Origin of the sequence: Pontibacillus chungwhensis (assembly GCF_030166655.1) — a bacterium.
Taxonomy (GTDB): domain Bacteria; phylum Bacillota; class Bacilli; order Bacillales; family BH030062; genus Pontibacillus.
Genome location: NZ_CP126446.1, coordinates 2,400,321 through 2,423,944, shown reverse-complemented (window position 1 = coordinate 2,423,944; position 23,624 = coordinate 2,400,321). Strand labels below are relative to the sequence as shown.

General features: G+C 39.4%; 28 protein-coding genes. 19 read left to right on the top strand and 9 right to left on the bottom strand.

The window, feature by feature from the left end:
- Positions 1-45: 45 nt before the first annotated feature.
- Both QNI29_RS12585 and QNI29_RS12580 read left to right on the top strand, forming a co-directional pair.
- A complete protein-coding gene (locus QNI29_RS12585) occupies positions 46-1,905 on the top strand; it encodes an alpha/beta hydrolase family protein (RefSeq protein ID WP_231416857.1) in 1,860 nt (619 codons plus the stop codon).
- 106 nt (positions 1,906-2,011) lie between these two features.
- Positions 2,012-2,854: an aldo/keto reductase gene (locus tag QNI29_RS12580; RefSeq protein WP_231416856.1), complete on the top strand. Its 843-nt coding sequence runs from the start codon at positions 2,012-2,014 to the stop codon at positions 2,852-2,854.
- A gap of 34 nt (positions 2,855-2,888) precedes the next feature.
- On the opposite strand, the gene QNI29_RS12575 is transcribed toward QNI29_RS12580, so the two are convergent.
- On the bottom strand, positions 2,889-4,538 hold the full coding sequence (locus QNI29_RS12575) for an SLC13 family permease (RefSeq protein ID WP_231416855.1): 1,650 nt from the start codon (positions 4,536-4,538) through the stop codon (positions 2,889-2,891).
- Between the two features lie 201 nt (positions 4,539-4,739).
- Here QNI29_RS12575 and QNI29_RS12570 point away from each other — a divergent pair, with 201 nt between their 5' ends.
- The 5 genes from QNI29_RS12570 (at position 4,740) to QNI29_RS12550 (ending at position 6,913) form a co-directional block, all read left to right on the top strand.
- On the top strand, positions 4,740-5,105 hold the full coding sequence (locus QNI29_RS12570) for a VOC family protein (RefSeq protein WP_231416854.1): 366 nt from the start codon (positions 4,740-4,742) through the stop codon (positions 5,103-5,105).
- A gap of 273 nt (positions 5,106-5,378) precedes the next feature.
- Positions 5,379-5,924, top strand: coding sequence for a DUF1572 family protein (locus QNI29_RS12565; RefSeq protein ID WP_231416853.1), 546 nt, complete (start codon positions 5,379-5,381; stop codon positions 5,922-5,924).
- A gap of 18 nt (positions 5,925-5,942) precedes the next feature.
- Complete coding sequence (locus tag QNI29_RS12560; protein WP_231416852.1) at positions 5,943-6,137, top strand: hypothetical protein; 195 nt, start codon at positions 5,943-5,945, stop codon at positions 6,135-6,137.
- A gap of 54 nt (positions 6,138-6,191) precedes the next feature.
- Positions 6,192-6,749, top strand: coding sequence for a GNAT family N-acetyltransferase (locus QNI29_RS12555; protein WP_370635441.1), 558 nt, complete (start codon positions 6,192-6,194; stop codon positions 6,747-6,749).
- A complete protein-coding gene (locus QNI29_RS12550; protein ID WP_284526489.1) occupies positions 6,746-6,913 on the top strand; it encodes a hypothetical protein in 168 nt (55 codons plus the stop codon). The genes QNI29_RS12555 and QNI29_RS12550 overlap by 4 nt, the downstream gene beginning before the upstream one ends.
- 177 nt (positions 6,914-7,090) lie before the next feature.
- On the opposite strand, the gene QNI29_RS12545 is transcribed toward QNI29_RS12550, so the two are convergent.
- Positions 7,091-7,918, bottom strand: a complete 828-nt coding sequence (locus QNI29_RS12545; RefSeq protein ID WP_231416851.1) for a restriction endonuclease — start codon at positions 7,916-7,918, stop codon at positions 7,091-7,093.
- Positions 7,919-8,111: 193 nt separating this feature from the next.
- Between QNI29_RS12545 and QNI29_RS12540 the strand changes: the two genes are divergently transcribed.
- The 4 genes from QNI29_RS12540 (at position 8,112) to QNI29_RS12525 (ending at position 11,032) form a co-directional block, all read left to right on the top strand.
- A complete protein-coding gene (locus QNI29_RS12540; RefSeq protein WP_231416850.1) occupies positions 8,112-9,494 on the top strand; it encodes a DUF2254 domain-containing protein in 1,383 nt (460 codons plus the stop codon).
- A 182-nt stretch (positions 9,495-9,676) separates the two neighbouring features.
- Positions 9,677-10,264 carry a hypothetical protein gene (locus tag QNI29_RS12535; RefSeq protein WP_231416849.1) on the top strand — a complete coding sequence of 196 codons (588 nt, stop codon included), beginning with the start codon at positions 9,677-9,679 and terminating at the stop codon, positions 10,262-10,264.
- Positions 10,261-10,746 carry a YdbC family protein gene (locus tag QNI29_RS12530; RefSeq protein ID WP_231416848.1) on the top strand — a complete coding sequence of 162 codons (486 nt, stop codon included), beginning with the start codon at positions 10,261-10,263 and terminating at the stop codon, positions 10,744-10,746. The genes QNI29_RS12535 and QNI29_RS12530 overlap by 4 nt, the downstream gene beginning before the upstream one ends.
- 4 nt (positions 10,747-10,750) lie before the next feature.
- Complete coding sequence (locus QNI29_RS12525; RefSeq protein ID WP_231416847.1) at positions 10,751-11,032, top strand: hypothetical protein; 282 nt, start codon at positions 10,751-10,753, stop codon at positions 11,030-11,032.
- A 69-nt stretch (positions 11,033-11,101) separates the two neighbouring features.
- On the opposite strand, the gene QNI29_RS12520 is transcribed toward QNI29_RS12525, so the two are convergent.
- Positions 11,102-12,103 carry an immunoglobulin-like domain-containing protein gene (locus QNI29_RS12520; RefSeq protein ID WP_231416846.1) on the bottom strand — a complete coding sequence of 334 codons (1,002 nt, stop codon included), beginning with the start codon at positions 12,101-12,103 and terminating at the stop codon, positions 11,102-11,104.
- A 137-nt stretch (positions 12,104-12,240) separates the two neighbouring features.
- On the opposite strand from QNI29_RS12520, the gene QNI29_RS12515 reads away from it, so the two are divergent.
- The gene (locus QNI29_RS12515; RefSeq protein WP_231416845.1) at positions 12,241-12,630 is read left to right on the top strand and encodes a ferritin family protein; all 390 of its coding nucleotides are present in this window, start codon (positions 12,241-12,243) and stop codon (positions 12,628-12,630) included.
- A gap of 38 nt (positions 12,631-12,668) precedes the next feature.
- On the opposite strand, the gene QNI29_RS12510 is transcribed toward QNI29_RS12515, so the two are convergent.
- Both QNI29_RS12510 and QNI29_RS12505 read right to left on the bottom strand, forming a co-directional pair.
- A complete protein-coding gene (locus QNI29_RS12510; protein ID WP_231416844.1) occupies positions 12,669-13,523 on the bottom strand; it encodes an STAS domain-containing protein in 855 nt (284 codons plus the stop codon).
- A 192-nt stretch (positions 13,524-13,715) separates the two neighbouring features.
- The gene (locus QNI29_RS12505) at positions 13,716-14,966 is read right to left on the bottom strand and encodes an MFS transporter (RefSeq protein WP_231416843.1); all 1,251 of its coding nucleotides are present in this window, start codon (positions 14,964-14,966) and stop codon (positions 13,716-13,718) included.
- Positions 14,967-15,078: 112 nt separating this feature from the next.
- On the opposite strand from QNI29_RS12505, the gene QNI29_RS12500 reads away from it, so the two are divergent.
- The 4 genes from QNI29_RS12500 to dnaN all read left to right on the top strand — a co-directional run bounded on the left by QNI29_RS12500 (position 15,079) and on the right by dnaN (position 18,129).
- Positions 15,079-16,278 (top strand): helix-turn-helix domain-containing protein, encoded by a 1,200-nt coding sequence (locus tag QNI29_RS12500; RefSeq protein ID WP_231416842.1) that lies wholly within the window; start codon positions 15,079-15,081, stop codon positions 16,276-16,278.
- Between the two features lie 63 nt (positions 16,279-16,341).
- Positions 16,342-16,665: a hypothetical protein gene (locus QNI29_RS12495; RefSeq protein WP_231416841.1), complete on the top strand. Its 324-nt coding sequence runs from the start codon at positions 16,342-16,344 to the stop codon at positions 16,663-16,665.
- Positions 16,666-16,811: 146 nt separating this feature from the next.
- Positions 16,812-16,988, top strand: coding sequence for a hypothetical protein (locus QNI29_RS12490; protein WP_231416840.1), 177 nt, complete (start codon positions 16,812-16,814; stop codon positions 16,986-16,988).
- Between the two features lie 19 nt (positions 16,989-17,007).
- On the top strand, positions 17,008-18,129 hold the full coding sequence (dnaN, locus tag QNI29_RS12485; protein ID WP_231416839.1) for a DNA polymerase III subunit beta: 1,122 nt from the start codon (positions 17,008-17,010) through the stop codon (positions 18,127-18,129).
- Positions 18,130-18,239: 110 nt separating this feature from the next.
- Here dnaN and QNI29_RS12480 read toward each other — a convergent pair whose 3' ends face one another.
- Positions 18,240-18,992 (bottom strand): class I SAM-dependent methyltransferase, encoded by a 753-nt coding sequence (locus QNI29_RS12480; RefSeq protein WP_231416838.1) that lies wholly within the window; start codon positions 18,990-18,992, stop codon positions 18,240-18,242.
- A 222-nt stretch (positions 18,993-19,214) separates the two neighbouring features.
- Between QNI29_RS12480 and QNI29_RS12475 the strand changes: the two genes are divergently transcribed.
- A complete protein-coding gene (locus QNI29_RS12475; RefSeq protein ID WP_231416837.1) occupies positions 19,215-20,129 on the top strand; it encodes a DMT family transporter in 915 nt (304 codons plus the stop codon).
- 1 nt (position 20,130) lies between these two features.
- Positions 20,131-20,685: a cysteine dioxygenase gene (locus QNI29_RS12470; protein ID WP_231416836.1), complete on the top strand. Its 555-nt coding sequence runs from the start codon at positions 20,131-20,133 to the stop codon at positions 20,683-20,685.
- Between the two features lie 39 nt (positions 20,686-20,724).
- Here QNI29_RS12470 and QNI29_RS12465 read toward each other — a convergent pair whose 3' ends face one another.
- From QNI29_RS12465 to spoIIP, 3 genes are all read right to left on the bottom strand, one after another.
- On the bottom strand, positions 20,725-21,108 hold the full coding sequence (locus QNI29_RS12465) for a VOC family protein (protein WP_231416835.1): 384 nt from the start codon (positions 21,106-21,108) through the stop codon (positions 20,725-20,727).
- Positions 21,109-21,472: 364 nt separating this feature from the next.
- Positions 21,473-21,631 (bottom strand): hypothetical protein, encoded by a 159-nt coding sequence (locus QNI29_RS12460; RefSeq protein ID WP_231416834.1) that lies wholly within the window; start codon positions 21,629-21,631, stop codon positions 21,473-21,475.
- On the bottom strand, positions 21,621-22,751 hold the full coding sequence (gene spoIIP, locus QNI29_RS12455; RefSeq protein ID WP_231416833.1) for a stage II sporulation protein P: 1,131 nt from the start codon (positions 22,749-22,751) through the stop codon (positions 21,621-21,623). Before spoIIP ends, QNI29_RS12460 begins: the two co-directional genes overlap by 11 nt.
- A gap of 332 nt (positions 22,752-23,083) precedes the next feature.
- Here spoIIP and QNI29_RS12450 point away from each other — a divergent pair, with 332 nt between their 5' ends.
- Positions 23,084-23,563: a GNAT family N-acetyltransferase gene (locus QNI29_RS12450; RefSeq protein WP_231416832.1), complete on the top strand. Its 480-nt coding sequence runs from the start codon at positions 23,084-23,086 to the stop codon at positions 23,561-23,563.
- The last annotated feature ends 61 nt before the right edge of the window (positions 23,564-23,624 follow it).

Here is a 23,624-nt window from a genome sequence, read left to right as displayed (position 1 = left end):
CGATGACAAACATATACATGTACCATTGAAAGGGGGAAAGACATTATGAGAAGTGCGTCCAAGTATCTGATTCTTTCATTAGTATTAGCTTTCGTTAGTATGGTAGGGGCTTATTTTGTACAGACATCTGGAAACGATGTTGAAGTAAAAGATTTACGCTTTGAAACCCCATCCGGACATTTATTGAGTGCTCTTTTATTTAAACCTAAAGGTGTGTCTGAAGAGGACAAAGCGCCTGGAATTGTAACAAGTCACGGCTGGTACAATAATCGTGAAATGCAAGACTTGAACAATGTGGAACTTGCGAGACGTGGCTATGTTGTGATTTCTATTGATATGTATGGGCATGGCAACTCGGATCCTGTTGAGCCTTCAGAATGGCAAAAACGAGGTACAGGAATGTATGATGCCGTAGAATTATTGGCTGATCTTCCTTATGTAGACCATGAGAGGATTGGGGTGACAGGCCACTCAAATGGCGCAAGAGCTGCGAACTGGTCTGTTCTTGAGGACAATAAAAAGCCTGAGGAAGAGCGTTTAATTTCATCTGTCCTTCTTGTTGCGAACGATGCCATGTATACAAATGATCCTGGGGAACCTCTTTATTGGTCCATGCGTAATGGTGATCAAGAATATGCAAATATGTATGGGACCCGAGATGTTGGAATCGTTGCTGCAAAATATGATGAATTCTTTTTCCGTAGCTTAACAGAAAACGGAACAGTTACTCCGCCAAGAGATTACATCGATACAGATTATGCTCAGTCTTTCCTTCACTTTGGGGTGGACCCAAGCGAGATTAAGGAGGACCGGGAGAGCTATAAAATTTATAAGGAGGGCGTAAACGGAGAAGAAGCGATGAGGGTTATTTATAATCCGAATCAAATCCATCCTTGGAATCATTTCTCAAGTAGTGTCGTAACAAGTCTACTAGACTATTTTGACGAATCGATTGGGGCCCCTGAATCAATTGATTCATCAAATCAGATTTGGCAGTGGAAAGTACTCTTTAACTTCCTCGGATTAGTCGCTTTCTTCATATTTGTTGTAAGCTTTACAAAAGTTCTGCTGAATACAAGTACGTTTTCATCCTTGAAGGCAACGGAGTCAGCTGTAGCTAGCGCAGCGCCAAGAGGGGTAGGTAAAGCATGGTTCTGGGGTGGACTCCTTGTCAGTGCTATTGTATCTGGATGGTCTTACTTAGCATTGTTTACCTGGAGCGCAACAAATCGTCCGGACTTTTTCCCCCAAGCTCCTGTTTACTATATTGGCGTTTGGTCAGCTGTAATGGGCGTGGTCACGATTGTAATATTGTTCCTATCTTATATGTTTTTCTCTAAGAAAGAAGGCCTTGATCTTCGGGCGACAGGAGTTTGGATCAGCTTAAGAAGCTTGTGGAAGACAATCCTACTTGCTCTTCTAGTAACGGTAAGTGCTTTTGGATTAGTCTTTGTAGCGGATTACTTCTTTACAACGGATTTTCGGATTTGGGTTCTTACCATTAAGGCTTTTACGCCAGATAAATTATTAATAGCACTAAAGTACTTGCCATTCTTCTTGCTTTTCTATGTGGCTAATTCAATTTCAGTTAACTGCTTTAACTACGTAGCAACCGGGAAGAAAGAGTGGATCAACACAGCTTTGATGGCGCTTTTCAACGGATTGAGTGCGATTGTTATAGTAGCCATTCAGTACACTCATTTCTTTATAGAAGGTGACGTATTCTTTACGAACATCTCAAACATCGCGGGGATCTGGTTGTTCCCAATTATTGTCGTCATCCCGTTGGCTGCAATCATCACACGCAAACTATACAGGGTGACCAAAAACCCTTATCTTGGAGGGATTATTTACGCAATAATCGTCACGGTTATGATGGTTTCCAACACATTGACTCAATTATAAGTGTTATCAAACGCGTACCAGAGGGATTGACCTTTGGTGCGCCTTTTTTAGTTTTATTAATATCGTTAGTGGAATTAGGTACATAGATTAGAAAGGAGTGGAAATTATGGATAGATCTATACCAATGATTACACTAAATGATGGGCTAAAAGTGCCAGCTATTGGATTTGGTACGTATAAATTGAATGGAAATACAGGTGTTCGTGCGATTCAAAGCGCCATCGAAACAGGATACCGGCTTATTGATACTGCTTATAATTACGAAAATGAAGGGACAGTAGGAGAAGCGATTCGCCGTAGTTCTGTTCCAAGGGAAGACCTGATTGTGACCTCTAAGTTACCAGGACGCTATCATAATTATGATCAAGCTGTTACAGCCATTCAGGAATCATTATATCGGGCCGGGCTGGAGTATTACGACTTATACTTAATTCATTGGCCGAATCCGAGTCAAGATGAGTATGTGGAGGCTTGGAGGGCGTTATTGGATGCGCAAAAATGGGGATTAATCCGATCAATTGGTGTTTGTAACTTCCTTCCTGAACATTTAGACAGACTAGAGAATGAAACAGGCGTAAAGCCAAGTATTAACCAAGTAGAGCTTCATCCGTTTTTCAATCAAGAGACTCAGCGTACGTACGATCATGAAAAAGGAATTCAAACTCAGTCTTGGAGTCCGTTAGCAAGAGCGAGTGAAGTGCTGCAGGATGAGGAATTGCAGCAGATTGCATCTGCCTATAATAAAAGTGTGTCACAGGTCATTTTACGTTGGCACTATCAGATCGGTTCAATTCCAATTCCGAAATCATCTTCTTATAAGCGCCAGCTTGAGAATATCTCTATCTTTGACTTTACATTACATGAAACTGAAGTAGACAAGATCAATGCGCTTCATCAAGACCATGGGCGATTAAACGATCAAGATCCAGCGACTTATGAGGAATATTAACAAAAAAAGGACAGGGGCTCCCTGTCCTTTTTGTTTATTCTTTTTTTAACATTTCGGGTATTTCTGTCAGATCGATCCCCCAAGCAATAGGTAGCCAGAAGTAAACAGCAAGGGTTACAAGTACAATGCCTGTTAAATTAAGGGCGAATCCTGCCTTAGCCATATCTGGAATCCTTAAATAATTAGACCCAAATACAACCGCATTCGGTGGGGTCGCTACAGGAAGCATAAAGGCTGATGAAGAAGCAACACCTGCTGCAATCATAACTGCATAAGGGTGCACTCCGAGTGCCACAGAAAGAGAAGCCATAATCGGATACATCATATTGGCAGTAGCTGTGTTAGACGTAATTTCTGTTAGGAATATAACCATGGCGGAAACGACCAGCAGGACGACGAAAATATGGATGCCTTGTAACACGGTGAGTCGATTACCGATCCATTCTGATAAGCCTGACTCCGTAAATCCTGTTGCGATGGCAAGTCCTCCACCAAACAGCAAAAGGATTCCCCATGGTAATTTTACAGCTGTGTCCCAGTCAAGAAGTCGATCCCCTTTTGTCGTTCTTGAAGGAATCACAAATAGGATAAAGGAGGCCGTTAAAGCGATCATGGCGTCTCCGATATTCTCATTGACATAGGGTTGAAGTAGGAATGAGCGAGTGACCCAAGAGAAAGCTGCAAGGGTGAAGATAATTAAAATTATTTTCTCCTCGAAAGAAGCGTTTCCAAGGTCGTCTTTCTCGTTCTTGATTACTTCACGTCCACCAGGTAGTTGACTGATTTTAGGAGGATAAGCTACTTTCACCAGGTAGAACCAAGCGATAAAGATAAAGATCCATGCAATGGGTACGCCAAACAACATCCAACGGGCAAAGGAAATTTCTATTCCATATAAGTTGCTAATTGCCCCTGCAAAAGCTGTATTTGGTGGTGTGCCAATGAGTGTGGAAATCCCTCCAATTGAGGCCGAATAGGCTATTCCAAGCATGAGAGCTTTCCCGAATTCAAAGTTTTCCTTTGAGGTATCGATCGAGTCGTCGTCTTTCAGTTGTTCAGAAACTTGATAAATAATAGCAAGACCAATTGGAACCATCATCATCGCTGTCGCTGTATTAGAAATCCACATCGATAAGAATCCAGTTGCTACCATAAACCCGAGTATGATGCGTCTTGTATTTGTTCCAATGGCTAAGATAATCGTCAGTGCTATGCGTTTATGTAAGTTCCACTTCTCCATAGCAAGGGCGATCATAAATCCTCCCATAAATAAAAAGATGGTGTCATCACCATAAGAGGATGCGGTTTGATCCATATCAAGACCACCTGTTAAAGGAAATAAAACGATAGGGATCAGGGAAGTGACAGGGATCGGGACCGCTTCTGTCATCCACCAAATAGCCACCCATAATGTACTGGCTAAAACAGCTTTCCCTTCATAGGATAACCCTTCAGGTTGAAAAAAGATAAGAGTTAGGGCAAAGAGTAAAGGGCCTATTATAAGTCCAATTAATTGAGCTTTCTTATAACTTCTTTTTCCACCGCCACCGCCCGATGATTGTTCTTTTTGGTTCGATTGATTCCTCTCAGTGGCAGTGCTCTCGTTCGGCTTAGTGAAGAAACGAAGCAAATCCTTTGCTTGATCATGCTTTTCCCAAAGCCATGTCCATCCTTGTGTCATCATGGAATCTCTCCTCAAAACATAATGTTCGTAAGTGAATTCCCTTTCAACGTTTTTCCAAAACTAAGAAATTTGATTATTCGCAAACATTGGATGGTTAGGGGGGAGATGTAAACAGGGAGGTTTAGATTCGACAATGTCGCTTGGTTCGTATAAAGTTAGTAGCACAGAGTGGAATGATTTTACATTAAGGGAGTGTTCGAATTGAAATTAGCTTTCCTATGTCATCCTACGAAAGATATGAATCAATCTCTATCCTATTACAAAGAGGTACTTGGTTTAGAGGAAGCCTGGCGGGAAGGAGATCATACAGTAGCATTAAGGTTCACGGAGAATGAAGAAGTTCAGCTTATGGTTGAAGATGATGAAGGTTTGGTTCCTTCAGGTGGGGTATTCGTTATTGAAGATGTAAACCAGTTCTATGAAGAAAATCAGCATAAGCTTAGCTTTATCAAGGAGCCATGTGATATTCCACCAGGAAGATATGCAATCTTCCAGGACCCAGATGGGAACCCATTTCGCATTATAGACATGACAAAGAATAAGAATATCTCAGGGAATTTGGTGTAAACCAAGGAGATAAATTAAAATGAAACGTTCAACTTTGACTTAAGAGGTCAAAGTTCTTTTTTTGTTTCGATGGAGCTATTCTCTAAGTTATACGATTTTCGCATATAGATTGTAAGAGCAATCCTTTTCATATCGTCTAATGTATATTGGAGGCAAGAAAACTCCTTTTCTAAAGGTTTGGTCATATGTGTTAAAATGGATTTGTTGTATTTTTCTGTTAATTACATTTGCGTTACATAGAAAAGATTCAAAACCAAAGGATGGAGGAATTACATGACCATTGGGGAAGCATATCTACGAATCGCAGAGGACCGATTTCGGCGTGTGAAAGGATTAGGTGACGGAACCTTTCGTCAATTGTCAGAACGTGATTTCTATGAAAGGACAAGCCAGCATGGAAATAGTATTGCAATCATTGTTCAGCATCTTAGTGGGAATATGGTGTCAAGGTGGACAGATGTAATGACTAGCGATGGAGAGAAATCTTTCCGGAATCGTGATCAGGAATTTGAACCGGCTGACCTACCGATGGATTTAATACTCGAGCAATGGGAGAAGGGCTGGGAGACATTATTTAATGCTTTAAGAAACCTAACAGAAGAAGATTTACTAAAGACCATCTATATTAGAAGTGAAGGCCATATGGTACTTGAGGCGATTGAACGACAAATGGCTCACTATGCTTATCATGTGGGACAAATCGTTTACTTGGGAAAGGAAATTAAAGGGGGGCGATGGGAGAGTTTGAGTATACCCAAAGGAAGTTCAGATCAATATGCTGAAGAAATGAAAAGAATTCATGGAAAAAACGGCGGTTAGCTTATAAGGAGGCAGACAATGAACTGGGCAGTATTAAAAGACGGGAAGACGAACACTGGTTTTCTGGCGAGCATCATATTAGGGGTGATTGCCGTGATTCTGGCCTCTAGGGATATGGAATGGTGGGTATTATTTATGATTCTAGGTCAAATGATGACAGTTTTAACAGTCGCTAGAGCGGATCGCTTAACCAGAATGTTGATTCAAGATTAGATTTGCTTTTGCTACTCAGTCACGAAAATTGATACAGAGAGAGGAAAATGGAGGATGAATAACGTTCTGATGGATGAAGGAAGCGGGGGGGATTCTCACATTCGGTTGGCAAACGTGACAGATGCTTTAAGTCTTTCGGAGGTAAGATTTAAAATTGACGGAGAGACAGAATTCCTAGATCGTGTTCAGGGAGAGGATCATCTGGGTGAGAAGGATTTTAAGCATTTGATTCAATCGGATAAGTTAAACCCTGTTAATCTGTTCTTGGTAGCTGAACTCGAAGAAGAAATTGTAGGTTTTTCAAGATGCGAAGGTCACTCTCTTTTAAGGAAGAAGCATCAAGTGGAATTCGGAGTGGCGGTATTAAAGCGTCATTGGGGATGTGGAATCGGAAAGGCATTATTGAAAGAATCTGTCCGATGGGCTGATCATAATGGCATTTTAAAAATGACCCTTCAGGTTGTAGCAAGCACTGAAAAAGCTATTCATTTGTATAAACAACAAGGCTTTGAAATAGAAGGTGTATTAAAGAAGGATAAATATCTTTCGGATGGATTGTTTTATGATACGGTTCTAATGGGGCGTCTGAAGAAGGACGAATGCGAGATATGATCCTTATTTACTTAGTGATCTTTGTTCTTGTGTGCTATGGGTTTATCTTTTCACTAATTCGCGTAATCAAAGAGGATGAAAGCCATCATCAATATACATTACATAAACACTTGACTGTTCTTTACTTCATCGTCTGGTCAGCTCTGATCATGTTCGTGAATTAATATCTGGTTGAATGATTGCAAGGTAAACTATTAGAAGTGGTGCAACAATTGGATGCTCCCGAGTGAACCATTTATAAGTGATGGCGTAAGGAATGCCAAATAGACCTTCCTAATGATTTGGGAAGGTCTATTTTTTATATAGACATGGCTAAGCTTAAACAAACCTTGTGAGTATAGTTATTCTCCTGAACGTTTTTGAAAAGAAAGTCTTCTTCTTTTCTTCCCTTGTTCCATTTCTTTTTTGTATTGATCTGTAAGGATGAGTAACCCTTCTTGGTTTATTAGAGTAACCCCGCAACGCTCGGCTGTTTTAATAGCTTTAGGGGAGAACCTACGATTCGTGAGCACCACTTTCCGGTCGATATCCCAATCCTTCACATCCCGCAGCATCTCATTAATTGTTTCAACTTTAACCCTCTCGTTACTGTAGGCTAACTTTAGGCGGATTGCAGTCTTCACTTTTTTCTTCTTAATAAGAACATAGGAAGCGCCCTCCCTTTTTGAAGGTGGAATCTGTGTAGAATAGCCAAGACCTTCATAGAGTTTAACGATAAAGGTCATAAATTCCTCTTCAGTCATTTGATCTATTTCATTATTGGCGAGCATTTTGTGGTTACTGTTTAGGTTTTTAAAGGAGAGCAGGCTACTATATTTATGAACCATAACCAAACCTAAAGCTAAAGTAAAGACTCCATATACTTCAAAAGATTCACTTGCCCCGATGGTAATGAGAGTCACGAATAGATAAATCCCTAGCCTTAGTTTCTCCATAAGAGACCAGGTTCGAATTCGTTTTGATCGTTTGTAGGTGAGATGAAGCGTTAAGGCTTTAGCTATGTACATATTCATACCGAGAAGCAAGCCACTTAACACCCACCTCGTTTGTACATCTTCTTGACTAATACTCACACTTAGCAATAGAGCTATGAAGGTAAAGCAACTAATGATAAGTCTGGATTGGATTGCTGGACTTAAAACCGATCCTTTCGATGAACGTTCTCTCATTTAATCACCCTTATACACGTTATAAGGCTATCTTTTCCATTTATAGGTGAGTTATAAGGGGATATTAGCCAAATTTATTACAATCCTCTATCATTATTTTACGGTTATATGAATTTGTAGTTGGTGTGGGTTATATCCATTATGATGGGGGAACGAGGAGAGAGTACTTTCTAAGAATGTGAGGGGATCCATCATGAGCTTGTTTGGTTACATTAAGAAATATGGTTCCATGTCAAGAAGACAGCGAAAAACAGAATTAAACTCTACTCTTTGGTTTATGCCGCTATGGTATATTGCAGGCGCAATATTATTATCGATTTTTACTTTCTACCTGGATTATATATTGGATGTTGGTTCTTATTTGCCAGTAGGGCTCGGTTTTAGTGGGACAACTCTTCAAGTACTTTTGAGTGCACTTGTTGGTGGTGTCTTAACACTAAGTGCTTTTACAATTAACTCTTTGCTCGTTGCTTTAACAACATTTAGCGGCCAGTTCTCATCCAAGATGCTAGTTAACTTTGTTAGTGACAAGATGACTCAACATGTATTAGGGATTTTTAATGGAAGTTTTATTTATGTACTCCTTAACTTCTTGTATGTCACGCATGAGAAAGAAGAATATATATTTGCAACGCCCATTTTATCTATTTTGACGGCTGTGATTGCAGCGTTAACCTTCGTTTACTTTATTAATCACACGACCACTTGGATGCAGGTTCATAATATTAGTTTTAATATGAATGCGAAATCAAAATCCGTGCAAGACTCTCTTATTCGGGAGGAAGAACCGTTTATACTCGAATATGAGAAAGGTCTTGTACAAAAGTTACCAGACGAACAAGGACAGGTTCAACTCGCTCCAAAAACCGGTTACGTTCAATTAGCTGATATTAAGAGAATTGTGCAAGAAGCTGAGAAAGATGGAGTGACGGTTAAGCTTGAAGCTGGAATAGGGGAGTTTGTACTTAGTGAAGCTCCCTTATTAACAATTTGGGCAAATGGGAACCCTGTTGATGGAATGAAATATTTAGATCTAATTGAAATCGGAGAGAAGCAAACAGAAATTCAAGATCTTGAATACGGTGTGAATAAACTTGCTGAAGTTGCCATTAAAGCGATTGGAAATAATGATCCATTAACAGTTTCCAACACACTCCATCAGATTACGGACTTATTAAAAAGCATAGGGAAGCGATCAAATTTTTCCCCTTATCTTGGAGATGGGGAAGGGAAACTTCGTTTTATACTGGATCAAAAAGACTTTAGTTTTTATCTTCATAAGGGATTTGCACACGTACGTGAATACGCGAATAACAATACAACCATACTGGCAGAGATTTTACGTATGACAGCTCTTCTAGCCAAGGTGCTTCCTGAGAAACTTCACAAAGACTTGTGGGAATTTTCTTATGAAACGGTATTAGGCCTGAATGATTGTCAATTGCATAGGCAAGATTGTTATACCCTTCTTGATCCATTGTATAAGATTGCCAGAGACACAAAGGAAGTCGATGCTTTCCAGAGTGTGAAAGAAAACCTCTTGTGCACCATTCGTGTAGACCCACAATTTGGATAGTCGAGAAAAGACTCTTATTCCTATAAGGAATAAGAGTCTTTTTGTGGTTCTAAAAGAACTTCATCCATATTTATGGTAAAATGAGCCATAGCTTTTGCGTGCGTTTTTTGTTAAAAACCTTGTTTTATCAAGAAAATCCATAATTACATACATTACACATTGTAAGAGAAAGGTATGAGTTTTTGAGGAAATACATAGGAGCATTATCACTAGTACTTTTATTAGGGTGTCAAAGAGAAGCCGCTACACTTAATACGGAGCATTTAACGGTTTATGAGAATGGAATACAGTCAGATGAAGAGCAACCAACGATGTATAAAGCAAACTCTGTTGAAGAGGCATTGAAGGCTCTGCCGTTTACGTTAACGGTTCCAGATGATCTACCAGAAGCATACGGATCGTTTAGCGAGCCCCTAATTAGTGATTTCAATGACCCTGAAGATCAGAAAGATATTGGAATCTCTATTACTGCTTCTACAAATGATCGGAATGAGAAAACATTATCGTTGTTCTCTTCAGACTTTGAACTTGTGGATTTTAACCATTTGATAAAACAAGCTGAAGAAGTGAAGCTTTCCGGTGGTGATACGGTTTATTATAGTCCGTCTGCCTTTCCTGATGAGGCCTTTCAAACCTCTAGTATTTACTGGATGAAAGAGGGGGTTCTGCATGAACTATCTCATACAGGTCACGGGGATTCCCCAGAACAAATTAAAGAACTGCTCCTAGATTTAGTCACGCAAATGCAAGAAGGTGGGGAAAGCGAATGATCTTAAAGTGGATTGAGTGTATCGTTCCGTTTCAAAAAAGAAATGCTTTCTCACAAGCACAGGCTAAGTGGGGACAACTTAAACGGATAGACGGATTCATTGGGCAAATTGGCGGTTGGGAGAAAACGGATGCTCGGAAAGCGTTTATTCTTGCTTTTTGGACAGATCTTGCTTCCTATCAATCGTTTATGAATAACGAACATGAACGCTTTGTTCAAGAGAATCAGCAGGAATCTACCTATGATTTCATCTCCGTATCTCTATATTCAAATGAAGACCAAGTGAATGTCAGGCCTTTCTTAGAAAGAGGGGAGATGGTTTGTTACAGTGGAGAATATATGGATAAAGCTTTGAAATTTAATTCTTTACTCGCCCATGATTCAAGCATATATATAAGCGCTGTAGAAGAGTGCAATAAATGTAAAGATATAATCGAATTAGAGAAGGAATGGAGAGTCACACAAAGTCAGAAGGAGGGCTGATATAGTGAGTAGAATATGGAAAGGTGTAGGGATAAGCATCTCGATCATGGTTATTGCTTACTTCTCGGTGACCTTGTTTGTTCAATCCAAACTACAAACGGTAAAAGCGGAGGTCTTAGAGGAAAACCCGGAAATCACCTCCGTTGAAAGTATTAACCGTCTGGGTCACTGGGGAGAATTCTTCACAGAATATGTACTGGTAGTAAACAAAGAGGGAGATAAGCAGTACAGGGTCTGGACATTCGGCGATGGTGAAATTAAAGATGAAATCGAAATCAATGATTGAGAGAGGAAGAAAAAAGATGACTGAAGAGGGAGGACCCTGTGGATCAGAGCATCCCCCGCAAAAAAAATTTTAAGGAACCAGATCAAAGGTTGCTGCAACACGAACGGTTTTGAATCGATCATGATCTTTATCCTCTTGATCAAAAGATTTCACAACCCTATAGGTCCCTTCTGTTAATGTATAATCGAGACCAGTTAAATGAACTTCCTCTTCATACGTATTACCTGGGCTAATCGAAAGGCCAATATCGTTAAAAGCTCCATTATCAAATGGAACCTCATACCATGTACCGTCTATTTTTTTCTGAATGGTGTAATGGGTACCGAATAAGAGTGGAACATCCCCTGTATTTCTGACTGTCAGCTTAACGATTTCTGTGGTGATAGGGTATTGAAACTTCTCGGCAGTCATCCCTACTGTAATTTCATCTTCGCTCACTTGTTCTGAGATCTCTTGTTCATTTGCTTTCTTAGTAAGTTCATTCTGCTCTTCATCGATTGTAATGGAAAGCATATCTCCGAATTTATTATAGAGTTGTGCCTGCTCATCCTCTGTTAGATGATCGATCACTAGGTTAATTTGATTATTCGAGATGTCTGATGCAACATGGAAATTATTCCTTTTATCTTTTGCGAATTCTTTTACATCATCATAAACAACGGACATTTTACTGTGCAAGGTGTTAGTCGTATACGAGACCGTTTCAAAACGAATCCATTTATCTTCTATGGTATCTTTTAAAGCTTCTCTAAACTCTTGGGCTTTTGCGCTGTCTTCAAGTAGTCCAACCACATATTGTTCTTTCTCCCGGTCGAGATAGAAAGTGCCATAATCATTTCGGTTCTCCTCTTCTCCAAATACGTCATTCTCCACTTGCTTGATTCTTTTTGACACATCCGTTTGGAGGGTTTTTAAGGTATCATTTTCAAAATAATCATCTTGGATGGTGGAGTTCGATTGTGAAGAGTCGGTATCCTTGGTTTCTGTCTCTGTTACCTTTTCCCCGATTCCGCAACCGCTCATGGTTCCTATAAAGATGGAAGCGATGAACAGGAATTGTTTTACGTTCATTCAAATGTCTCCTTTTTTAGGTCTTACCTCATTTGTCGACAACAATCATTGGAAGTTACAAAAAATATAGTCATAATTATTAGGCGTTTATCATCCATTTAATAGGGGAACGAAACTAGATAAACAGAGGTGATGATATGAATAATCTTGTTAGAAATGATGCCAACCTCCAATGGGAAGATGTTGAAGTAATTAATAACTATCTGGCCAATCTTTTTGTTGTAAGAGGGAAGCTCGATACGTTTACTTCTAGTGATCATATGGGGGATCATTATGAAGAATTAAAAGATTATGTATCAGATGAAATGGAGTTGTTAACAGAAAGGTTAAAGCGAAACGGCGGGGATCCTGTAGGTACTTCAGAAACGGTATTCCAACGTTCAACGATTGATGTAAATGCCTCACAGCTATGGGAAGATATACGTACACTCGCTAATGATCTTAGGGCCAAGAAGCTAGATCTATTAAGTGATGCCATTAGCGTCTATGACTCTTATAGTGAACGATTGCGAACTTTAGAAGCATAAGAAAAATCCCACAAGAAATGTGGGATTTTTCTTTTGCTTTATTTTTCTTGTAAATGAAAACCAATATATTCAAGCGCACCTTCAAGGTTATGCACGGTCTTGGCTTTAAGGTCTTGAATGTGTTGACTACTAATATTATGTAGGGCCGCTTCAGGTGTTATGCCCGTAATAATTGTTTCTGCTCCAATTAACTGAAGAGATTGGACAAGCTTAACTAGTAAATTTGGAAACAGATCGTCTATAATGACCAGTCCTGATAGATCAATAATAATGTAATCAATTTGCTTCTCGGAAGTGTGCTGGAGGACACTTTCCATAATTTTATTTGCTCGTTGGTCATCGATTACGCCCTGTAGCGTCAGAATTGATACCCCATTTGTAATAGGGAGGATCGGAACACTTAAGAAACCCATGTTAAACTTGGTCTTATCAAGCTCAATGATATGGGAGAGAAGATCAGCCATAGATTTTAGGTATTCTACATCTTCTTCACTAAATTCCCTTTCTTCACGGTCCATCACACAAAGTGTTCCAAAGATCGTACCTTCCGTATCCGTAAGGGTAACACCTAAATATCCCTTAATACCAAGCTCTGGTGTAACGTCTAGATTACGAGTTATCTCATAATGGTTTACATCCGCGGTATGCATCTCATTGTTTACATTGTTAAATATATGTCTGCAATAACTCCCACCGTATTCAACTGAGTATCCCTCTGGAATAATTTCTTCGTCTTTGTTCAGGGAACTAAGAACAGTCATTTCTTTCTCCCCGCGCTTCGCTACATAAGCTGTATTCACGTTTAAGCGGGTCACGATCATATCGAACATCTTCTTAGAGGCGGTTTTCAAAGATTGGAAGTCCGTTGAATTCAAGTTGTATTCATTTGCCATTTGTTGGCGTCCTCCTCTGTGTGATCAAAAATCGAATCACCTATCTTCTAATTGTAAGGGTTTCAGTTATGGAAAGTAAAATGAAGAATGCTGGTCTGTAAAAACAATTTGCGGTGGATAATAATTATCCATTCCTTAAAATTTTGAAGCGCCCAAGCCAAATGCCTGATTAAAGGAGGATGTTGCTCACAACTAGGAAATAGAAGAATATGAGGTAGGGATATATTTTAACCGTTTTTGATTTAAAAGCAGAAGGGTGAAGGCCGTCATACAAAAACTTGAGGGAATGATACTCCAACCTGGGCCTATCGTATCTAAAGCCAGACCATAAATAATCATTCCAAGAGGAGATAACCCTTGTGCCATCATCTCCAAAATGCCAAATACTCTTCCCTTCACCTCATCTTCTATAACATTCTGCAATAGAACGCCTAGGGGTGTATTCACAAAAGTGAGCGTTATGCCATATATGAGACCGATGACCATGTAAAAGCTCACATTTCCTCCATAACTCAAAGGTATGAAAAGTGGTAATGTAGTCATAACCATGATAAAGCTCGCTACTACAATCCCCCACTTCGTTAGGAGCAAAGGAGACCGAAATGATTTACGAATTGAAAAGTAAATAGAAGTGACTAACATCCCCGCTGCAAACGTCCCTTCGATTATTCCAAAATGTGCAGATTGAATCCTAAGTTTTTCGACAGCAATAAATGGAAGTCCTACCACCAAAGACACGGCAAAAAAATTAACGACTAAACCAGTACAGAATAACCTTAAGAGATTCTCGTTACTCTTTACATATCGCAAACCCTCTAACAGCGACTGACGAAATGGAGAAGGCTTGGAGAAAGGTTGTTTTCTGTAAAGAGTAAAATTCATTGTAGCCTCTAGCAGAATCGCGATGATATAGCTTGAAATGTGGATCAGCAGGAAGACTTTCATAGAGAAGAGTCCAAACAATGCACCACCTACAATTGGTCCTCCTATTGTAGATAAGGAAATAGAAGCCTGTTGAAAGGCCATGGCTTTTTGAAGTTTTTCCTGGTTAAATAGTTGAGTAATTGAAGAAGTAAGCGTGATACTTGTGAAGGTAGAGCAGATCGATAATAGAGCTGTAGTGGTGTAAATAGCAGAGACATAGAGTTCCTGAATAAAGGAAAAGCCCAGTAAACTAAGGACAATAACAGAGGCTCCTCCTTGAGAGATAAGAACAATTTTCTTCTTCGATTTGCGATCTGCAAGAGTTCCGGCAAAGGGTGCAAGAATCGCTCGCGGGAGAGTATTACAGAGTAAATTGATCGCAAATCCCGTAGCTGAACCTGTAACGTTTAGAATATACAAGCTCATTCCAAAGCCATACACACTGCTTCCAAATGAAGAAATGAGCTTACTCATTGCAAACGTCCATAAATGGTATGTAGCTTTCCTGTGCTTATCCAAAATTGAAACCTCCTTCAAAAGTTTAATCAAATTAAACAAATCGTAACATGGTAAGCACTTCCATACAAGCGTTAAGTTTAATATAATTAAACAATAAGGGGAGGGGATATAGATGACTTCACTGGGAGCTCGAATTAAAACACTTAGAAAAAAGAAAAAGTTAACTTTGCAAGGGCTGTCTGGAGATTACATGACGAAAGGAATGCTAAGCTTAATTGAGAATGATAAAGCAAAGCCTTCGATGCAAAGTCTTCATTATATTGCAGACCAATTAGATGTATCCGTGAATGAACTACTTGAACAAGTTAGTGTAACGGAAGTTCGTGAGCTTTTAATTACTATTGAAACGCTTATTAAAGATGGTGAGAATGAGGAAATTATTGAAAAAATGTCTCCTCTGAAGACGGAGCAACTACCAATCTCATATGAGTCCGCAAAAGTGTTGGAAATCTACGGTAAGAGTTTATATGCAGTAGGAGAACAAGGTTGGGAAGTGACTTTACACCAGGCGGATCATTTGTATATAACACTAACTCTTTTTAAAGAATCGGTTCAGGTTACACTTTTTGAGGCGTGGAGCAAAATAGAACTACAACAGTATGAGGAAGCACTGCATTTAATAAGAGAAAAGCGATCAGTCATACAATCGAAAGGAGCAGAACTTGAAACGTTAACATCGCTTAAGTACCTTACGTTTGAAACCATCTTACTTTTTGCTATTGGTCACAATGAAGAAGCCTTGCACGTATTGCATAGGGCGATCGCCCATTCAAGAAAAAGCAAGACGTTTTATCAAGTTGAAGAGTTATACCGACTGGCTTGTTATTATTCGATTATGACGCGAGATGAAGGTGCTGTCACATTTTATTTGGATAAGCTCGATTTGTATAGCAAGTTTGTAGACAGTAATGAAACCAAAGCCTTGGTATTGCTGCTACAAGCTCATTATTATAATGAGGTAAAAGGAGATTATAAAGAAGCAGTGCGATCCACGGAGACCTTTAAACTGCTATCTGGTGGTGAAGTGGATTCGTATTATGCAATGGAAAAAGGGAAAGCTCTATATCATATGGGAGATATAAAAGGTGCATGGCAACTACTGAATCAATTCAACATTATTCCTGAATGGGTGCACCCCTTTGATCGTTCTCTGATTTACCATGTCAAAGCATATCAAGCTCGTTGTTTGATGGAATTAGGAGAATGGGAAAAGGGAAAGGTGTATGCAAAAGATGCATATGAAGGAATACGAGGGCTCCCGGAAACACCTTATCAACAATTTGTGTACGAAACTTTTAAACAGTCCCAATAAAAAATGGTCAATAAATCTGTTATGTGGTTAAATAGAAACGAGGAAACAGAAGGAGGATCCACCTTGAAGAAAAAATTAGTCACGACTATTATAGTCAGCATCATCGTGATTACAGGATTATCGTTTTATCTGAATACGAAAATCGCTCATCACGAAACGTTGCATGATGTGAAAGTTATCGAGAAGCATGACCTGGAAAAGGAAAAATCCCATGAGTACATAATAAAGGTTGAGGGCATGGATAAAGAATTAAGATTTGAAGATAAAATGACCTGGAACCTTGTAGAAGTTGGCCAAACTTATGATATTGAATATGAATATTCAAAGGCCCACCCACCAGCAGTAACAGCCATCGGAGATCTTGAAGGTCATGGTGGAGGGCACTAAGGTTTTTATTTCAGTTATGGAAGAGAAAGTTGTACCTCTTTCATAACTGAATTTTTTTGTCATTTTTTAACTGAATAATTTGAATATTTATGGTACAATAGCATGAATTGAAGCGAATGCATGTTCGTAAAAAGGAGTAGTCTATAGTGCTAAAAAAATGGATTGTCATCTATGTATTGCTGACGAATGGTGTGTTTTTCCTTAGTATTTGGAGTAATTTATCAAATTGGATTGCTTCCATCCTCCTTGTTGTTCTAACCATTAGTTTTATTATATTAGTTGAAATAGCTAGCAAAAAAGGAAAGCTCAACGATATTGAATGATTAAAGGAGTGGAATGAGAGTGGATTTTTGTATAAAGAGGGATATTTTCATAAAAGCAATAGATGATGCTAATAAAGTCATTCGTTCCAACACTTTAAATCCTTTGTTATCTGGGATTAAGCTTGAAGCAAACGAAAAGGAATTAACGTTAACAGGTAGTAACGGGGAAATCTATATTATGCGCAAGGTCTCAACACAAATTGAAGAAGAGCTCACTATTATGCAGGGAGGGAGTGTCGTTGTATCGGCAAAATCGCTTCATCAATTAATAAAAAAACTCCCTTTAGAAATACATATTCAGGTTGATCAAAACAATCGAATCACGATCAGATCAGGGGAGGTTAAAAGCCATATAAGCGGATTTGACTCTTCTTTGTTTCCGAGCATTCCTGCTGAAATTGCGCAAGAAGCCATCACTTTGGAAGGTAAAGATTTGCTCCAAATGGTAAAACAGACAACTTTTGCAGCTTCTAATCATGAGAATCGCCCTGTCTTGACTTCAGTCCATTTATCTTTTCAAAAAGAAAGCATCCGGGCGGTCGCTACCGATTCCCATCGTTTAGCCCTTAGAGAGTTTTCATACAAGAATCATTTGCAATGTTCTTGTAATGTTCCAAAAACAGCTTTTTCCCTCCTAGCTAAGGTACTGAGCCATGAAACTTCCCCAGTAAAAATCTCCATACATGATCGCTCAATTGTATTTGAAGCAGGTGACTTGTTGGTCTATTCAAAGTTAATTGAAGGACATTATCCAAATGTAGATCAGTTCATCCCTAAAAATGCACCTACTATACTCTCTGTTAATAAGCTTCAACTTCAGGAAGGGATTGAGAGGGCATGTCTATTTGCGAATGAATGGAAGAACCACAACATTCACCTTGAAGTCAGAAAAGGGGATCTTCATATATCCTCATCATCTTCTGATTTAGGAGGGATCGAAGAAAAACAAACTCTCCTGAGCGTAGATGGGGAAAAGGAATGTTCCGTAACTCTTGATGGAACTTTCTTAATAGAGGCGTTAAAAGCAGTTGAAGAAGAAAAAATTCGAATAGGAATCTCTGGGTCAATGCGTCCTATTTTTATACGTCCTCTTGATCATGAACAAGTTTGTCACGTTCTATCTCCAGTGCGGTCTCACTGAGATAAGAGGAGACCTGTACTTTTAGATTTTTAAAAGAAAGGTAATAACATCCTTTTTAACTAACAGAAAGGAGAAGGAGACCATAAATGGTCTCCTTCTCCTTAAGAAACTTAGGATTTATCCTTCTTTAACCGAGCTGTATAGGACATGGCTCTGTGGAGAGGAGCTTCTTCATTAAATTCTCCTGTGGTATAATCCATTGCCCCGCCTGGTATAGAATGATCCAAGAAGAGTGTACTCTCCTTTAGCAGAAGTTCAAGGTCAGCTGGAGAATAACATCGGAGAGACTGGGTCACCGCTTGGCTTTCGTCTCGACTTGACCACCACGTATCAATCATCCTGCAGTGATACGGATCGAAATCGTATAGCCTCATAATCTCATCAAAGCTCATTTCTATTCCAGCTGTGTTTGCCCAGTACCAGGGTGTATAGCAGTCGATCAGTGCTTGGCCATCCTCGTTTAACCAAATCCCAATAAGCTGGAGGAGTTTGGTTTGATCGGTATCTGTTCCGATTCCGAATCCGTCCCAGTAACAAATGCAATCGAATGTCTCTTTAATTGTAGTTTCATAGAAGTCCCCTTCATAAATGTGAAGTGTATCCTCCACATTATGATCTCTTGCCAGGGTCCTCATTTTTTCTATTGCTTTCGGCGCTAGTTCAATAACCGTAACCTCATACCCTCGTTTAGCGGCAGCGACTGCAAACTGTCCTGTGCCTGCTCCGAGCTCCAGGATCTTTTCAGGTTTGGATTCTATTAATTCTTCCATTTTATCAACCAAATCATCCCTAAGCGTCAGAATCATAGGGTTATTGGTTAAGAGTTCATATTGCTTATTGTAAAATTCTTTAACCCATTCCATGTGTAAGCCCTCCCTTTATGTCGTTTCCTCATTACTTGAGAACTTCACAAAGATCAATAGTAAAAGAGCACAGTCATCCTCCTAATTATCCGACAATTCTATTTCTATTGTAGGGTAAGATTTGATTGTTCACAACAAAAATTTCCAAACGTATTCTACATGAACCTGAAGGACAAGCATAGGATGAAAGAAAGAGTTCCTTTAAAGAGGAGGAGCATATATATGTCTACCAAACTGGCTGCCTCTTTCTACGCAACTTTATCCATCACATTTTGGGGTATATCTTTTGTCTCAACTAAAGCAGTTTTAGATAAGCTTGATCCTTATACCGTACTCGTCATTCGATTTGGATTCGGGGCTTTGTTTTTATTAAGCGTACTTGTATTCATGAGATATCCAATGAAATTAGCCCTTATTCACGTTCCAGCCCTGATTGTACTTGGAATACTTGGAGTCTTTGTCCATCAAATTATTCAGGCAACAGCACTTTTAACCATTGATGCGTCTCATGCGGGATGGATTATATCGTTTTCCCCTGTGTTTACCGTTTTCTTGTCGATGATCTTTCTTCATGAAAAAGTGACGCTCTCAAGGGCTATAGGTATAGGGGTGGCTATAGCTGGTGTCATCTTAATTACGACCTCGAGAAGTGGCCAGGGGATCTCATTTGCTATGAACATAGGCTATCTTCTTATGCTCCTTAGCACCCTGAATTGGGCGGTTTATGGAATTCTTTTAAAACGATTACACATTCCGTTGCCTTCGATTGTCATTACTTTTTATATGAGTGCGCTCTCTTTCATCCTCACCGTCCCTATCCTCATAAAGGGGCGAGGATGGGAGGATTTAGCGCTGTTAAGTCCGGGGGAATGGGGTCACCTCATATTCCTTGGTGTGTTTGTTTCGGGTATCGCCTACTGGTACTGGGGGAAGGCGCACGAAGTATTAGAGGCTTCTCAGGCAAGTGCTTTTATGTACTTAGAGCCACTGGCTACATTAATTGCTGCAGTTTTACTGCTTAACGAGAGAATCTTCCTTCAAAGTATCGCCGGAGGAATCATTATTATTGTGGGAGTCATTTTCGTAAATGGACAGGTTTGGAACCTTAGGAACATTCTAAAGAAAAGGAGGGTGTAATATGGAGTGGAAAGAACGAATGGAAACTCTTCTTAAACCGTTAACTTCTCCGTCTAAAGAAGAGTTAAGGAGGGTGCTTCAGGAATTGAACACAACAGTAAAAGACGTAGAAGCAGAACTTGGCGATCCTGATGGGAAACCCTATTATAGGAAGCTTTTGTTTCATAATAAAGAGGTGGAACTTCTTGTTATGAATTGGTCTGATTTAGAATGTTCTCCTCATAATCATGGAAATTCTTATGGGTGGATTCATGTCCTTAATGGAAAAACAGAACATACGGTTTATGAGGTGCAGGACGGGAAGGTCCCACGGGCTATATTTGAAGAACAAAGGGGGGCAGGGGAATTTTTGTATGCTCCTGTTAAAGGAGTTCATAGAATGAAAGATGATCAAAAGAGTGGTTTAATTACCTTACATCTCTATGCTCCTCCTATTAAGGATATGGTGGTGTATGATCTTAAGGCTTGCGCAGCATGTGTGGTCTCAGAAGATTGTGGCGCTTGGTGGCCAGAGGAAACTCGGCAACGTGTGAAAGAGTTAAAGCTCAAGGCTTGAGGATTTTTTCCTCAAGCCTTTTTGTATGGGTCTCTATGGTTATCCTGTACAGATCATAATGATGTTTTCATCAGCATCTTTAATGGTAAAGAAGGAGATATCTTCAAAGCGTTGGATATCTGAATGGACACTGTATTCAAGCTCTTTTACAAATTGGAAGGATGAGTCAATATCCTCAGTATGAAAGTTAAATAAGGGGTGAGCTGAAGGCTTAACTGTTTGCTTTTTTCCTGGAGGTCCTGCATCAAGTAGGACACCCGTTGTGTGGTTGATCTTCATGTTATAGACGGGTTCTTTTACTTCCTCAGGATTATACTCCTGGCCTAGTAAATGACAGTACCATTTGGCTGCGGCCTGTAGATCACTTACTGGTATAAAAATAGTGTTCACTCTATTATGAATAGGGCTTTTTGTGATTTTCATTTTTACTCTCCTTTTATTTTTGCTTGCTTTACTGTTTTCTGGAAAATGGAAAGAATTCCTTTGTGAATTTTACAGTGAGCTCTCGTATGAGGTGATTGAAGGAAAGATGGATTTGATTGAAGAAAGAATATGGAGGTATGAAGAATAGAGTGGTCTAATTGAAGAAAGAGCTCTCAGACTGTATAAAAAGAGGTTAGAATGCAGAAACCAAGTATAGGTATGTAGGAAAGATGTATCTATATGTATAAAATGTCCTGGCAACTGTAGAAAAAGCCACCGAACTGCACAATTGAAAGAAGAAATGAAGAAAGAGAAACCCGCAACTACATTCCTCCGTTCATCAAAAAAGAACTGAGCTAAAAGCTCAGTTCTTCTCACCAAATTCATGAAACAATTCAATTCCAGCAATTGATACACCGGCTACGAAACAAGCAACTGCAATGGTCCAGTGAAAGAAGAAGAAAGAACAGAGCATAGAGAGGAATGTCCAAAGAAACCAAAGGAGCCAAGTTTTATTGCGCATTCACTTCTATGTCTCCTTCATACATTTCACTAAATACTTTAGCAAAAGCTTTTACGGTGTTTCTAATTTCCTCATTGTTGTTTGCGTAACCACCAATCTCTATAAGTAAAGCTTTTTCAGAAAGATCCTGATTGTAAAGACCATTTCCTTGTGCTTTGCTCTTTTGAAATACGCCTCGACTAATGCTTGGATACTCGGTGTTTAGTTTTTTATTTAGCTCTGTAACGTATTGTAAGTTTTCTTCATAGAACTTATTTTCTTTTCCTACGATGAAGAAGAGTCTGGCATATGGCTCTCCGTTTATAGTAGTGGTCGTGATTTCTTTATCAACTGAATCACGGTGGATGTCGAGAATGTATTCTACATTATCGTTTTTTGCAAGGGCAGCTGTAGCAATTTCCCGTGAAGCTTTGTAGGAATCTGGATAAGACCAGTTCTTTTCTTTCAATTCTGTTGCGACATTGTCTTTAACGTGCTGTGTCTGAATATTGTATTTGAGCAACTCTTCTTTTAACATTGTTCCTACATTTACTATATTTTTTGTCTCATCGTGGCTAACCGCCTCGTTAGGTTTCGTTGCTCCGCTTAGGTTGGGAAGAAAGGCTTCCCATGTATGTGTATGATAAATCAAAACGGATGCTTCTTCTGGAACTTTCTCTTCTGCGGGTTTCTCCTTTTTGTCTTCAGCACTTGAGAAAAAATCTTCTGGTGGAGGTGATTCATAAGGAAGTGTAGTGTAATCGGTTCCCTCACCAGCGACTAAGATCTCGGTGTGATAAGCATCTAATCCGGGAATCTCACGCCCGAGAAGACTTCTGGCATCTCCTAAGCGTATATCTGTTAATGCATCAACGACAAATCGTGACGTGGAAAGGTCCGGGACTTCATCTTCATATTCTTGTAATAAGGGTGGCATCTCTCTCCCCATAACGGCCAGTAAAACTTCAGTACTATTAAAGGACTTTAATGCATTTTCAATGGTTTGAGACGATAGAAACGTTTTACTATATGAGGTAGCCGTCATAAGTCCAATTAACATAAATAGAAACCCATAGATTACTAGATATCGACTAATAAATGTTACCTTTGCTCGTATGGAAGCTCTTGAAATTTGTAGCAAACCAGACCCCCTCCCTCACTCTAACTCTATGTAGGAGATGCGAAGAATATTAAATAAAAATATCTTTTCTAGTAAACGAACGAGAAAAATGAGAGAACAAAAACGGATATCATGTATCTTTTCGCTTTAGTGATGTGAAGAGGTAAAGGGTGTCTGACACGCATCTGTTTGGTAGAGTGCTAAAGAAAAAAGTATTGGGGTTTTTATGCTCATAATGAATAAATGTTTACGTAGAATGGAAGATTGGAGGGGGTTAAACTTGCTTTTATTCTAGAGCCTTGTATACCATTAAGATAGCAGATGGGTAGGGAAACAATAGGGGAGTGAGCTTGATGAAGGTACGTTTTATTCCAATGAAGCAAGAAACGTTTGAAGAGTATTACCAGACATCTGTAAGAGAATACGCTAATGAACATGTTGAGGCAGGTAATTGGACTGCTTCAGAAGCCATGATTAATGCACAGGAGCAGTTTGAGAGTCTCTTACCAGATGGCTTGAATACGAGGGATCATGATCTTTTTGCGGTGGTCAATGAGGAAGGGAAAGAGATTGGAATGATCTGGCTTCATCGACAGCACCGGCCAGAAGAAACGCACATTTTTATCTACGATATAAAGCTCCATAATGAAGAACAGGGAAAAGGTTATGGAACAGCTGCAATGAGAGCTTTAGAAAGGTATGCAGAATCCTTAAATATCGTACAAATCGGGCTTCATGTTTTTGCTCATAATAAGCGAGCTTTACATCTTTATAAGAAAATGGGATTTGAAACTACAGATTTAGTGATGAAAAAACGATTGTCTTTCGAATAGCATAGGCTGCTTAAGAAGATTGTACTTCTTAAGCAGCCTTTTCTACGTGATCTTGATTTAG